The sequence below is a fragment of the Burkholderia sp. AU45388 genome (assembly GCF_030481585.1).
Lineage (GTDB): Bacteria > Pseudomonadota > Gammaproteobacteria > Burkholderiales > Burkholderiaceae > Burkholderia > Burkholderia sola.
On record NZ_JAUJPV010000004.1, the window covers coordinates 271892 to 284936 of the forward strand.

The 13045-nt window shown below is 68.3% G+C and carries 11 protein-coding genes and 1 pseudogene; 8 read left to right on the top strand and 4 right to left on the bottom strand.

The features are described 5' to 3' along the window. Nucleotides 1–29: 29 nt before the first annotated feature. Nucleotides 30–1028: a 2-hydroxyacid dehydrogenase gene (locus QZM72_RS10965; protein WP_301738057.1), complete on the bottom strand. Its 999-nt coding sequence runs from the start codon at nt 1026–1028 to the stop codon at nt 30–32. Nucleotides 1029–1058: 30 nt separating this feature from the next. Continuing rightward, a complete protein-coding gene (locus tag QZM72_RS10970; RefSeq protein ID WP_089466772.1) occupies nt 1059–2042 on the bottom strand; it encodes a LysR family transcriptional regulator in 984 nt (327 codons plus the stop codon). Nucleotides 2043–2164: 122 nt separating this feature from the next. Here QZM72_RS10970 and QZM72_RS10975 point away from each other — a divergent pair, with 122 nt between their 5' ends. Beyond that, nucleotides 2165–2347 (top strand): hypothetical protein, encoded by a 183-nt coding sequence (locus QZM72_RS10975; protein ID WP_301738058.1) that lies wholly within the window; start codon nt 2165–2167, stop codon nt 2345–2347. A gap of 455 nt (nt 2348–2802) precedes the next feature. Then, nucleotides 2803–4014, top strand: a complete 1212-nt coding sequence (locus tag QZM72_RS10980; RefSeq protein ID WP_301738059.1) for an alanine--glyoxylate aminotransferase family protein — start codon at nt 2803–2805, stop codon at nt 4012–4014. A 37-nt stretch (nt 4015–4051) separates the two neighbouring features. Here the strand turns inward: QZM72_RS10980 and QZM72_RS10985 are convergent, their stop codons facing one another. Next, a complete protein-coding gene (locus QZM72_RS10985; RefSeq protein WP_301738060.1) occupies nt 4052–4987 on the bottom strand; it encodes a helix-turn-helix domain-containing protein in 936 nt (311 codons plus the stop codon). Between the two features lie 134 nt (nt 4988–5121). Here QZM72_RS10985 and QZM72_RS10990 point away from each other — a divergent pair, with 134 nt between their 5' ends. The 4 genes and pseudogenes from QZM72_RS10990 to QZM72_RS11005 all read left to right on the top strand — a co-directional run bounded on the left by QZM72_RS10990 (nt 5122) and on the right by QZM72_RS11005 (nt 7389). Further along, on the top strand, nt 5122–6012 hold the full coding sequence (locus QZM72_RS10990) for a DMT family transporter (RefSeq protein WP_301738061.1): 891 nt from the start codon (nt 5122–5124) through the stop codon (nt 6010–6012). 122 nt (nt 6013–6134) lie between these two features. Further along, nucleotides 6135–6785 (top strand): hypothetical protein, encoded by a 651-nt coding sequence (locus QZM72_RS10995; protein WP_301738063.1) that lies wholly within the window; start codon nt 6135–6137, stop codon nt 6783–6785. A gap of 81 nt (nt 6786–6866) precedes the next feature. Next, nucleotides 6867–7052 (top strand): annotated as a pseudogene (locus QZM72_RS11000) (RES domain-containing protein); the annotation flags it as partial. Between the two features lie 91 nt (nt 7053–7143). Next, on the top strand, nt 7144–7389 hold the full coding sequence (locus tag QZM72_RS11005) for an RES domain-containing protein (RefSeq protein ID WP_301738064.1): 246 nt from the start codon (nt 7144–7146) through the stop codon (nt 7387–7389). 42 nt (nt 7390–7431) lie between these two features. Here the strand turns inward: QZM72_RS11005 and QZM72_RS11010 are convergent, their stop codons facing one another. After that, nucleotides 7432–8646, bottom strand: coding sequence for an MFS transporter (locus QZM72_RS11010; RefSeq protein ID WP_089466778.1), 1215 nt, complete (start codon nt 8644–8646; stop codon nt 7432–7434). A 336-nt stretch (nt 8647–8982) separates the two neighbouring features. Here QZM72_RS11010 and xdhA point away from each other — a divergent pair, with 336 nt between their 5' ends. Both xdhA and xdhB read left to right on the top strand, forming a co-directional pair. Next, on the top strand, nt 8983–10584 hold the full coding sequence (gene xdhA / locus QZM72_RS11015; RefSeq protein WP_301738065.1) for a xanthine dehydrogenase small subunit: 1602 nt from the start codon (nt 8983–8985) through the stop codon (nt 10582–10584). An 18-nt stretch (nt 10585–10602) separates the two neighbouring features. Next, entirely contained in the window at nt 10603–12966 is a 2364-nt protein-coding gene (xdhB, locus tag QZM72_RS11020) for a xanthine dehydrogenase molybdopterin binding subunit (protein ID WP_301738066.1), read from the top strand. The last annotated feature ends 79 nt before the right edge of the window (nt 12967–13045 follow it).

Sequence of the window (13045 nt, forward strand, 5' to 3'; positions counted from 1 at the left end):
GCGCGACAGGCCCCTGAATGGGCGGTTTTTCAGCGATTTGCCATTACGACGTTCCGCGGCGTCCGTGCATGCCACGCCTCGATGTTCAGCAGCGTGGTGTGCGCGATCTCGGCCAGCGCCTCGCGCGTGAAGAACGCCTGGTGCGACGTGATGATCACGTTCGGGAACGTCAGCAAGCGCGCGAGCACGTCGTCCTGCAGCGGCAGGTCGGAGTGATCCTCGAAGAACAGCCCGCTTTCTTCCTCGTATACGTCCAGCCCGAGATGGCCGAGCCGGCCGCTCTTGAGCGCGTCGACCAGCGCCTGCGCATCGACGAGGCCGCCGCGCCCCGTGTTGATCAGCATCGCGCCGTGCTTCATCCGCGCGAGCGTGCGTTCGTTGATCAGGTGGTGCGTCGACGGCAGCAGCGGGCAATGCAGGCTCACGATGTCGGCGTGATGCAGCAGCTCGTCGAGTTCGACGTAGCGCGCGCCGAATGCGATCAGCTCGTCGTCGTACGGCGGCACCGAGTGCGCGAGCACGTGCATCCCGAAGCCCATCATGATCTTCGCGAACACGCTGCCGATGAGGCCGGTGCCGATCACGCCGACGGTCTTGCCGTGCAGGTCGAAGCCGAGCAGGCCGTTCAGCGAGAAATCGCCTTCGCGGGTGCGGGCGACTGCGCGCGGCAGGCGGCGGTTGAGCGCGAGGATCAGCGCGACCGCGTGCTCGGCCACCGCATGCGGCGAATACGCGGGCACGCGCACGACCGTGATGCCGAGCCGTTCGGCGGCGGCGAGGTCGACATGGTTGAAGCCCGCCGAGCGCAGCGCGATCAGCCGCGTGCCGCCGTCGGCGAGCCGTTCGAGCACGGCCGCGTCGACGGTGTCGTTGACGAACGGGCAGACGACGTCATAGCCGTGCGCGAGGATCGCCGTTTCCGCGTCGAGGTGCGACGGCTGGAAGTGCAGCCGATAGCCGAACTGCCGGTTGGCGGCGGTGAACGAATCGTCGTCGTACTGCCGGCTGCTGAACAGGATCACGCGCACGCTGCACCTCCGAGGGCTGACGCGCGCAGTTTACTGCAGGCCCGTGACGATGTCGGAGCGTTCGGGGCCGCGCACCGGCCGCAGGAAGTCGTAGTCCGTCTGCCCGCGGGCGGCCGGCGCGCCGAAGTGCTCGAGCGCGTGCTCGACGAAGCTGCGTGTACGGGCCGGCACGTACTGGCGGTTCGGATAGACGAGCGACAACTGCGCGTCGGGATCGTCGATCCGGTAGCCGGCCATCAGCCGCACGAGCGTGCCGTGGTTGAGCGCGTCGGCTACGCACGGCGCGGGCAGCACCGCGATGCCGGCGCCGGCCACGGCCGCCGCCTGCACGAGCGCGAGCTGATTGACCGTGCAGGCCGGGCGCACCGTGACCGAATGGGCGACGCCGTCGTGACCGACCAGTTGCCACGTCGGCGCGTGCTGGTGCGCCGCGAGCGTGACCCAGTCGTGGCCTGGCAGATCGTCGGGCACGCGCGGCTCGCCGCGGCGGTCGAGATAGGCCGGCGCCGCGCACGCGACGAACGGGTTCGGCGCGAGCGCATGACCGATCAGCGACGGGTTGCCGTCGAGCCGGGTGCCCGTGACGATGCCGACGTCGTAGCCCGAATCGAGCACGTCGAGCGGCCCTTCGGCGACGGTCAGCTGCACGCGCAGCTCCGGGTAGCGGTGCCGGAAGCTGCTGACGAGCGGCGTCAGCGCGAGCGGCGACAGCAGCCCCGACGCGACGACGCGCAGCGTGCCGGCCGGTTCGCGCACGGCATGCGCGACGGACGATTCGAGGTGGTCGAATTCCTCGAGCAGCGCACGGCAACCGTCGAGGTAGCGCACGCCGGCCTCGGTAAGCGACAGGTTGCGCGTGGTGCGATGGATCAGCCGTGTGTTCAGGTGGCCCTCGAGCATCGCGATCGAACGCGTGACGAGCGCATTGGACACGCCGAGATGGTGCGCCGCGCGCCGGAAGCTTTGCTGCTCGGCGACGCAGACGAATACACGCATGGTCTGAATCTGGTTCATGGCTTGCGTATTTCTGGCCCGGTTGATTGATTTTGGTTGTGGTTAATCGCCGCGCAACGTCGAAGCGCATTGCGCGGCCCTAGCTCTCCCTCGTCTCGAAAATAGAATTTTCGATTCCGCAGATGATTGTTCAATACAGAGCGGATATCCGTCAACCTGAGAAAACGGGCGGCTTGCGTAAAATCGAAATCGCGAGTACCCGTTTAACGCTGCAATGCAGCAAGCGCGGGCCGGCAAAACCGGTGGAGTATTGTGGTATGCGCGGAGAATTGAAAAATTCTCTGTTTAATCAGTGGTTTGTGTGAAATATGAGCAAGCCGGGACGCATCGGTTTCGGCGTCGCTCCCCAATACATGCTGCAATAATGGATGTTTTTTCCACGTTCGGATTTTGTGTATCGCATTCGTTCCGCGATTTGTATCAGGTAGCCGGTTCATTCCGTTCGGCCGGCGAATGAGGTTGAACCGCCGTTTCCGACGAATCATCTCGATATTGGGGGAGAAAATCGCGCGTTCGGAACCCTGAGTGGAACCGTTTCGCGGCCCGCGGGCAATCCCTTTTCAATCCGGCCGGCCATCGGGGGCGCGGCGTGCGGCCGGCTGGCCCGGTCCGGCGACCGGGCCACCGTCGCGCTGTCCGGACGTGCGTGCCTCTTGCGCGAGGCGGCGGAACACGGAATGATCGATCAGTTGGTCGCGCCGTGCCGTGGGCCCCGTGCCGCGGGCGTCCGGGCACTTCCTTTCCTCATCCTTTTCCAGCCATGTCCATCGATTATTCGCCGATTCCCTGTCCCGTCGTCGTGCCGCTCGACGCGATCCTGCCCGAAGAACCGCTGCTGATGATGGGGGCCGGCCCGGTGCCGATCCCGGCCGCGGTGGCCAAGGCGAACACGGTCGTGATCAACCACCTCGGCGCGACGATGGCGAAGATCATCGAGCAGGTGAAGGAGATGGCGCGCTACGTGTTCCAGACCCGCACGAAGTGGGTGCTCGGCGTCGCGGGCCCCGGCTCGGCCGCGATGGAAATGGCGATCTCGAACCTCGCCTGGCGCGGCACGCGCGTGCTGTCGATCCGCAACGGCTTCTTCAGCGCGCGGATGGCCGAGATGGCCACGCGCGTCGGCGCCGACGTCGCGACGCTCGAAGTGGCCGACCGCGCGGTCGCGAGCCTCGACGAGATCGCCGACGCGATCGCGCGCGAGCGGCCCGAGATCGTCACGATCGTGCAGGGCGAGACGTCCAACACCGTGTGGAACCGCGACCTGCGCGACATCGCCGCGCTGGCGAAGGCGGCCGGCGCGCTGGTGGTCGTCGACGCGGTGTGCACGCTGTCGACGATGCCGCTCGAGATGGATGCGTGGGGCATCGACGCGGTGATCACCGGCGGCCAGAAGGGGCTGTCGTCGATCCCGGGCGTGTCGCTGATCGCGTTCTCCGATGCCGCGTGGGACCGCATGAAGCATCGCCCCGAGCCGAATGCGCACTGGTGCCTCGACATGGCGCTCGCGGAGAACTTCTGGCACAACGCCGGCTATCACTACACGGCGCCCGTGTCGGGCGTGCTCGCGCTGCACGAGGCGCTGCGGCTCGTTTGCGCGGAGACGCTCGAAAGCCGCTTCGCGCGCCACCTGCGCTGCTCGCTGGCGCTGCAGGCGGGCGTCGAATCGATGGGGCTCAAGCTCTATGCGCCGAAGGACTGCCGGCTCAATTCGGTGGTCGGGATCGAGACGCCGGAGGAGCTCACGCCCGGGATGGTCTGTGGCCATATCTCGAAGCAGTACCAGGTCGAGATTTCCGGTTCGTTCGGGTTGCCGATCGTGCGGATCGGGCAGATGGGCGAGCAGTGCCGTGAACACAATCTGTTCCGCACGCTGCATGCGTTCGGCCGCACGATGGTCGACCTGAAGGTGCCGGTCGACCTGCCGGCCGGCGTCGCGGCGCTCGAACAGGAGCTGTCGCGGCGCGGCGCGTAAGCGGGAAGAAGCGAGGAGACGAGGAAACGGGCCGTGCTCAGCGGCCCTGCATCGCGCGCCGGTACGTATTCGGCGTCGTGCCGTGCGCGTCGCGAAAGCGATGGCTGAAGTGGCCGGCGTTCGCGTAGCCGCAGTCGGCCGCGATCTGCGCGAGCGGCAGTGTCGTCGTGCGCAGCAGCTCGCGGGCGCGGGCGAGCCGTTGCTCGGCCACCCACGCGTGCGGCGCGCGGCCGAACGACAGCCGGAACATCCGCGAGAAATGGTATTCGGACAGCGCGGCAACCTCGGCGAGTTCGCCGAGCGTCAGCGGCTGCGTGAGATACGTGTCGATGTAGTCGCGCACGCGGCGGCGCACGGCCGGCGCGAGGCCGCCGCGGAACGACGTGTCGGTGCGCGTCGTGCTCTGCCCGCGCAGCAGCAGGCTCAGCACGTCGTGCGCGGTCTCGTTCACGCGCAGCCGCTCGTCGGCATCTTCCCACCCGTCGAGCGCGAGCGAGCGCAGCAGCGCGGCGACGCGCGCATCCTCGAAATAGGTGCGATCGGCGAGCTTCAGCTCGCGCGGCTCGCGGTCGAGCTCGCGGATCGCGCGCTGTGTGAAGTGCTCGGGCAGGAAATACAGGTGGATGAAATGCATTTCGCCGCGCACCCACCAGCGCGATTCATGGTCGCCCGGCAACGCGCACAGCAGGCTCGGCGCGCCGTAGCGGGGCACGCGCTGGCGCTCGGTCCGGTAGCCGCCGTCGAGGTAGCACGACAGCGTGTGGTGGCCGGGCTGCTCGTAGACCGTCTCGCTTTCGTCGGTGATCCGCGTCCACTCGGCGATCGCGAGGTGGTCGCCGAGCCACGCGAAGCGCTCGAGCGTCGCGTTCGCGTCGGCGAGCGTGCGGCAGACCGACTGCAGGCCGAACGGCAGATCGCCGCCGGCCAGGGCGGCGGCGCGGTCGACGGGCGGGGCGCAGAGGGAGAGACTCATGATGCGCCGAGTATAAGCGGGCGCGCGGCGCCGCGTGCGGCGTCCCGAAAAAGACCGCAATTCCGGACAATCGGCACGCGCGGGGCGACGGCATAGTCGGGATCCCGATTCACTCGATTGTCCGGAATGCCGCCATGAACCTGTCGCTTTATTTCGTCACCGTGCTGATCTGGGGCACCACCTGGATCGCGATCAAGTGGCAGCTCGGCTCGGTGCCGCCGCCCGTGTCGATCGCATGGCGCTTCTGGCTCGCGGCCGCCGTGCTGTTCGCGCTGCTGCGCGTGATGCGCCGCCCGGTGCGTCCGCCGCGCGAAGCGTGGCGCTTTCTCGTCGCGCAGGGCTTCGCGCTGTTCTGCCTGAATTTCCTGTGTTTTTACTATGCGGAGCAGGTCGTGCCGAGCGGGCTCGTCGCGGTGATCTTCTCGACCGCGCCGTTGCTGAACTCGATCAACGGCCGGCTGTTCATGGGCCGCCCGCTGCGGCCGTCGGCGATCGCCGGCGCGCTGCTCGGCCTGACCGGCATCGCATGCCTGTTCTGGCAGCAGATGGCCGGCCATCTCGACGACCACGCGACGTGGACGGGGCTCGCGATCGCGTTGGCCGGCACGATATGCTTCTCGGCGGGCAACCTGCTGTCGAGCCGGATGCAGTCGATGGGGCTGCACCCGCTCGCGACCAACGGCTGGGCGATGCTGATCGGCGCGGCGATCCTGACCGTCGGCGCCGCGGTGGCCGGGATGCCGTTCACGCTCGACACGAGCCCGCGCTATCTCGGCGCGCTCGTCTATCTCGCCGTGCCGGGCTCGGTGATCGGCTTCACCGCGTACCTGACGCTCGTCGGCCGGATCGGGCCGGAGCGCGCCGCGTACTGCACGGTGCTGTTCCCGATCGTCGCGCTGGCCGTGTCGACGGTGTTCGAGGGTTACCAATGGTCGCCGCTCGCGGTGATCGGGCTGTTGCTCGTGGTGGCCGGCAATCTCGTTGCGTTCGATCTCACGCGAAGGTTGTTTCTGCGGACGGCCTGACGACGTTCACGGTTGCGCGAACCCGCGATCGAGGAAACCGGCGAACGGCCAATTTGGTTGACACGGTTGACTTGGTTTCGATTCGACGCTACGCTCGATCATTCCGGTCGTGACGGGAGGTGATGATGATTGCGCGAGCTCATACGCTGGAAGGGGCCGTCGTTCTCGATGTCGAGACGGAGGAAGCGCTGCGCAGCGCTGTCGGTGCGGCGACCATGCTCGGCCCCGATCGCGCGCGGGCGCTGCTCAGCCTGTCCGACGAGCAATTGGGGCACCTGTTCAAGGTCGGCATCGCGCAGGTCATCGATCTGGCCGGCACGATCACGTTCGGTATCGCCGCTGCGGCGACGCGCGACAGGAAACCGGCCGGCGGGAAGAGGCGGGCGGCGAGCGCCACTGCCGATCCGGAGCGGCAGGTGCAGGCGGAACGGCGCATGCTGGTCGCCGACGGCAAGCTGCTGCCCGCCGGGCAGACATGGGCCGGCCTCGGCATGACGCGGCAGGCGCTCAGCAAGGCCGTGGCGTCCGGCCGGATCTTCGCGGTCGATGTCGGCGCCGCACAGTACTATCCGGCCTTCTACCTGGCGGGGGATATCGATCGCAAGACCTTGGGCAGGGTGACCCAATGTCTGGGCGATTTGCCGGGATGGAGCAAATGGCAGTTCTTCACGACGCCGAAGGCATCCCTCGGCAACGTCACGCCGCTCGTCGCGCTGTCGCGCGGGAAGGTGGATGAAGTCGAGCGCGCTGCCACGGCGTTCGCCGAGCGCTAGGCGGCCCGTTTGCTGACGGCGCCGGGGGAGCATTTCGCGAGCGCGACACTCGTGACGCGCGAGATCGCGCCGACGGCGCTGGTGCGTATCTCGCGATATGCAACCGGCGAGCCTTACTTCGGGAAATCGGGCGGCAATCGCTTCGACGATCCGCGCAAGCGGCGGCGGTACGGCACGAGCTATTTCGGCTTCAATCTGCATTGCGCATTCGCCGAGACGGTGCTGCACGACGAAGTCGCCGATCTGGCGCTGGGCGGTTTTCCGCTCGTGACCACCGAACTCGATCGCTACGTCCTTTCATTTGACGGCGCGCCATTGACCGTCGCTGTCCTGCACGGCTTGCCGCTGAAAAATCTCGGTGGCGACGGGGGCGTTGTCGACCACCGCACCATACGACGTTGCGCAACGGTGGTCGCTTGCCGTCCACCGGCATCCCCGTCGCGTCGACGGGTTCTTGTACATGTCGCGCCATCTCAACACGTCGGAAGCGCTCGTGCTGTTCGATCGTGCCGAACCGAAGCTCTCGCTCGGGCGCGCCGTTCCGTTCAGGCGTCATCCCGATGCGGCCCGCGTATTGCGGGACTTCAACGTACTGCGGCGTTGACGCGCGTGGCGGGGGCGCCGACGCGCATCAGCGCATCATCCCTCACGCTGCCGCGCCGCTCCCCGCCACGCGCGCCTGCCGCTGGTACAGCACCATCGACAGCGCGACGCCCGCGGCGGCGGCCACTGCCGCGAACAGGAACACCTGCGGATAGCCGAACGCGCCCGCGACATAGCCGGCGAGCGGCCCGGTGATGCCGAGCGACAGGTCGAGGAACACCGAATACGCGGACAGCGCCGCGCCGCGGCTTGCCGGCGGCACGAGCGCGACGGCCTCGACGCCGAGCGCCGGGAAAATCAGCGCGAAACCGAAGCCCGTCAGCGCCGCGCCGACGAGCGCGACGTGCGGCACCGGCGCGAGCCACAGCAGCAAAAGGCCCGCGGATTCGAACGCGAACGACACGATCGCGACGCGGAAGCCGCCGTAGGTCTTGATCGTGTTCGCGAACAGCAGGCGCGCGCCGATGAACAGCGTGCCGAACACGGTCAGCGACAGCGCGGCGTTCGGCCAGTGGCGCGCCGCGTAGTACAGCGTGACGAACGTGGCGATCGAGCCGAAGCCGGCCGAACCGAGCGCGAGGCCGAGGCCGTGCGGCAGCACGCGCGTGAACACGCTCGCATACGACATCCGTTCGCCGTGCACGAGCGGCACCGGCGCGATCAGGCGGGCGAGGTAGAAGCCGAGCGCGGCGAGCGCGATCACGATCACGCCGATCAGCGCCGGATTCAGCGTATGCGCGATCGCGACGCCGACCGGCGCGCCGAGCGCGAGCGCGCCGTAGGTCGCGATGCCGTTCCACGAGATCACCTTCGCGTTGTGCGCGACGCCGACCCGGCCGATGCCCCACAGGATCGCGCCGGTGCCGCACAGGCTTTCGCCGACGCCGAGCACGAGCCGGCTCGCGACCAGCAGCACGAGGCTCGCGACCGGCCAGTGCGCGAGCAGCAGCGCGACGAGCAGCAGCACGCCCGACACGCCGCAGCCGACCAGCCCGCGCAGCACCGTCTGCTTCGGCCCGAGCGTATCGGCGAGGCGACCGGCGAGCGGCCGCGACGCGAGCGTCGCGAAATACTGGACGCTGATCGCGCCGCCCGCGACGATCGCGGAAAAGCCGAGGTCGTCGTGGACGAAGCCCGGCAGCACCGCGAGCGGCAGGCCGATGGTCAGGTAGCAGATGAACGTGAAGCAGACGACGGACACGATTTGCAGCGTGAGCGCAAACCCGCTGCGCGGCGGTGTGGCGGAATCGGATGACATGGGGTCGGAACGAATGACGGAGCGAACGGAAAACGGCAGAAAAGGGAATCGGGATTTTCCCATGGAACCGGTTTTCCCGCAGGTACCATTTAGTTAAACGCGCCCCGTTCGTGAAGCGGATCGATGGGTCACGGGGGCCTGGAACGGACGGAGCGGCCCGTGCCGCAAGGGCCTCGGCCGGTCGGGCGCGCATATCGCTGCAGTTATATGAGCCGCATGCGTGATGGGCTATGGGTTGCGGAATTTGACGGTGATAGCGTGCAAACTGTCAGAAAAACGTCGGTCGAGCGCTCCGCGCCAGCCGCCTTGCCCCCAAATTTGAAGAAACACCGAGACATGAGTGAGCCGATCCGCTTCTACCATCGTCACGCGATCCGCGAAGTCAGCGGCGCGGACGTGACCCGCACCGTGCTGCAATACCTGCGCGAGGACGCGCATTGCACCGGCACCAAGGAAGGCTGCGCGGAAGGCGACTGCGGCGCGTGCACGGTCGTCGTCGGCGAGCTGACCGACGCCGGCACGGTCGAATTCAAGGCCGTCAACGCATGCATCCAGTTCCTGCCCACGCTCGACGGCAAGGCGCTGCTCACGGTCGAGGACCTGCGCCGGCCGGACGGCTCGCTGCACCCGGTGCAGCAGGCGATGGTCGATTGCCACGGTTCGCAATGCGGGTTCTGCACGCCGGGTTTCGTGATGTCGATGTGGGCGCTGTACGAGAAGCACGGCCACGAAGGCTGCGGCAACGCGTGCGCGAAGGCGAAGGACGTGCCGACGCGCACCGAGATCGCCGATGCGCTGACGGGCAACCTGTGCCGCTGCACCGGCTATCGTCCGATCGTCGATGCGGCGGTGCGGATGTTCGATGCGACCGGCGAAGGTGCGACCGGCGAAGGCGCGACCGGAGAATCCGCGCCGCACCCGGCCTCGCCGGTCGACACGGCCGCGCTCGCCCGCACGCTCGCGTCGCTCAAGCGCGACGACACGTTCGACTACACGACGGTCAACGGCGCGCGCTTCGCGGCGCCGCGCACGCTCGACGCGCTGGCCGCGCTGAAGGCCGAGCGTCCCGACGCGCGCATCCTTGCGGGCAGCACCGACATCGGCCTGTGGGTCACCAAGCAGATGCGCCGCCTCGACGACCTGATCTACGTCGGCCAGATCGCCGAACTGCAGCAGGTCGTGCACGGCGACGACTGGATCGCGATCGGCGCGGGCGTGACGGTCGAGAAGGCCTATGCGGCGCTGGCCGGCACGTATCCGGAGCTGACCGAGATGTGGAAGCGCTTCGCGTCGCTGCCGATCCGCAACGCGGGCACGCTCGGCGGCAACGTCGCGAACGGCTCCCCGATCGGCGATTCGATGCCGGGCCTGATCGCGCTCGGCGCGCGCGTCGTGCTGCGCGGCGGCGACACGGTGCGCGAGCTGCCGCTCGAGGCGCTGTACACCGGCTATCAGCAAAAGGACATGGCGCCGCACGAATTCGTCGTCGGCGTGAAGGTGCCGACCCGCACCGGCGCGCGCGAAAAACTGCAATTCCGCACGTACAAGCTGTCGAAGCGGTTCGATTCGGACATCTCGGCCGTGTGCGCCGCGTTCGCGTTCATCGCGGACGGCGACACGATCCGCGAGCCGCGCATCGCATTCGGCGGGATGGCCGCGACGCCGAAGCGCGCTGCCCATACGGAAGCCGTGCTCGACGGCGCGCAGTGGCACGAAGCCACCGCGCAGGCCGCGATGCGGGCGCTCGAGCGCGACTACCAGCCGCTGTCCGACATGCGCGCAACCAGCGCGTATCGCCTCGATACCGCGAAGAACCTGATGTTCCGATTCTGGCTGGAGACGCGTGCGCACGACCCGCTGCCGCCGCAGGCGCTGAACGTGCGCGAAGTGGCCGCCGAAGCAGGCGCCGAAGTTGCCGACGACGCGGCGCGCGTCTGACGACGGAGAAAACCGAACATGAACCAGCAAGCAGAACCGTTCCTCAGCACCCTCGACCCGCAGGCCGACGCCTCGCAGGTGCACGTGTCGCGCGCGCACGAATCCGCCCACCTGCACGTGAGCGGCCGCGCCACCTACACCGACGACATTCCGCTCGTCGCCGGCACGCTGCACGCGGCGCTCGGGCTGTCGGCGAAGCCGCACGCGAAGATCGTGTCGATGAATTTCGACGCGGTGCGCGCGACGCCGGGCGTGGTCGCCGTGTTCACGGCCGACGACATTCCCGGCGTCAACGATTGCGGCCCGATCATCCACGACGATCCGGTCCTGGCCAAAGGCATCGTGCAGTTCGTCGGCCAGCCGATGTTCATCGTCGTCGCGACGTCGCACGAAACCGCGCGGCTTGCCGCGCGCCGCGCGCAGGTCGACTACGAGGAACTGCCCGCGATCCTGACCGCGCAGGACGCGCGCAAGGCCGAAACCTACGTGATCCCGCCGCTGAAGCTCGCGCGTGGCGACGCGGCCGCGCGGCTCGCCGTCGCGCCGCACCGCGAGTCGGGCGAGATGCTGCTCGGCGGGCAGGAGCAGTTCTACCTGGAAGGGCAGATCGCGTACGCGGTGCCGAAGGACGACGACGGGATGCACGTGTACTGCTCGACGCAGCACCCGAGCGAGATGCAGCACCTGGTCGCGCACGTGCTCGGCGTCGCGTCGCACAACGTGCTGGTCGAATGCCGCCGGATGGGCGGCGGCTTCGGCGGCAAGGAGTCGCAGTCGGGCCTGTTCGCGTGCTGCGCGGCGCTCGCCGCATGGAAGCTGCTGTGCCCGGTGAAGCTGCGGCCGGACCGTGACGACGACATGATGATCACCGGCAAGCGGCACGACTTCCATTACCGCTTCGACGTCGGCTACGACGACGACGGCCGCATCGACGGCGTCGCGCTCGACATGACGTCGCGCTGCGGCTTCTCGGCCGACCTGTCGGGCCCGGTGATGACGCGCGCGGTGTGCCACTTCGACAACGCGTACTGGCTCGGCGACGTCGACATCGCCGGCTACTGCGGCAAGACCAACACGCAGTCGAACACCGCGTTCCGCGGCTTCGGCGGCCCACAGGGCGCATTCGCGATCGAATACATCCTCGACGACATCGCGCGTTCGCTCGGCCGCGATTCGCTCGACGTCCGCTACGCGAACCTGTACGGCAAGACCGAACGCAACGTGACGCCGTACGGACAGACCGTCGAGGACAACGTGCTGCGGGAACTGCTCGGCGAACTCGAGACCACGAGCGACTACCGCGCGCGGCGCGCGGGCGTGCGCGCGTTCAACGCACGCAACACGGTGCTGAAGAAAGGCATCGCGCTCACGCCGGTGAAATTCGGCATCGCGTTCAACGTCACGCACTTCAACCAGGCCGGCGCGCTGGTGCACATCTACACCGACGGCTCGGTGCTCGTGAACCACGGCGGCACGGAGATGGGGCAGGGGCTCAACACGAAAGTCGCGCAGGTCGTCGCGCACGAGCTCGGCATCCGTTTCGGCCGGATCCGCGTGACGGCGACCGACACGAGCAAGGTCGCGAACACGTCCGCGACCGCCGCGTCGACGGGCTCCGACCTGAACGGCAAGGCCGCGCAGGATGCGGCGCGCCAGTTGCGCGAGCGGCTCGCGGCGTTCGCGGCGAAGCAGTTCGGCGACGGCAAGGTCGATGCGGCCGACGTGAAGTTCGGCAACGACGTCGTGTGGGTCGGCGGCCATGGCGTGCCGTTCGGCGAAGTGGTCGCGAAGGCGTATCTCGCGCGGGTGCAGCTGTGGTCCGACGGCTTCTATGCGACGCCGAAGCTGCACTGGGATCAATCGAGGCTGCAGGGCCGGCCGTTCTACTACTACTCGTACGGCGCGGCCGTGTCGGAAGTCGTGATCGACACGCTGACGGGCGAGATGCGTACGCTGCGCGTCGATGCGCTGCACGACGTCGGCGCGTCGCTGAACCCGGCGCTCGACATCGGCCAGGTCGAAGGCGCGTTCATCCAGGGGATGGGCTGGCTCACCACCGAGGAGCTGTGGTGGAACGCGGGCGGCAAGCTGATGACGCATGCGCCGTCCACGTACAAGATTCCGACGGTGAACGACACGCCGCCCGAGTTCAACGTGCGGCTGTTCCGGAACCGCAACGTGGAGGACAGCATCCACCGTTCGAAGGCCGTCGGCGAGCCGCCGCTGCTGCTGCCGTTCTCGGTGTTCTTCGCGGTGCGCGACGCGGTGGCCGCGGTCGGCGACTATCAGGTGAACCCGCCGCTCGACGCACCGGCCACCGGCGAGTCGATCCTGCGCGCGGTGAATGCGGTGCGTGCGGCGAGCGCCGCGCGGGCGGGCTGAGATGAACCGCCGCTCCACGCTCGCGTCGTGCGCCGGCCCTGACGGGGCGGTCAGCGTCGTCGGGACGGCCCGGTGGAGG

Bases quoted from the DNA above. Each gene is read 5' to 3' on its own strand.
- xdhB (WP_301738066.1), top strand. From the start codon at position 10,603: ATGAACCAGCAAGCAGAACCGTTCCTCAGCACCCTCGACCCGCAGGCC.
- QZM72_RS10975 (WP_301738058.1), top strand. From the start codon at position 2,165: ATGATTGTTCAATACAGAGCGGATATCCGTCAACCTGAGAAAACGGGC.
- QZM72_RS10995 (WP_301738063.1), top strand. From the start codon at position 6,135: ATGATGATTGCGCGAGCTCATACGCTGGAAGGGGCCGTCGTTCTCGAT.
- QZM72_RS11010 (WP_089466778.1), bottom strand. From the start codon at position 8,646: ATGTCATCCGATTCCGCCACACCGCCGCGCAGCGGGTTTGCGCTCACG.
- QZM72_RS10970 (WP_089466772.1), bottom strand. From the start codon at position 2,042: ATGAACCAGATTCAGACCATGCGTGTATTCGTCTGCGTCGCCGAGCAG.
- QZM72_RS10980 (WP_301738059.1), top strand. From the start codon at position 2,803: ATGTCCATCGATTATTCGCCGATTCCCTGTCCCGTCGTCGTGCCGCTC.
- xdhA (WP_301738065.1), top strand. From the start codon at position 8,983: ATGAGTGAGCCGATCCGCTTCTACCATCGTCACGCGATCCGCGAAGTC.
- QZM72_RS10990 (WP_301738061.1), top strand. From the start codon at position 5,122: ATGAACCTGTCGCTTTATTTCGTCACCGTGCTGATCTGGGGCACCACC.
- QZM72_RS10985 (WP_301738060.1), bottom strand. From the start codon at position 4,987: ATGAGTCTCTCCCTCTGCGCCCCGCCCGTCGACCGCGCCGCCGCCCTG.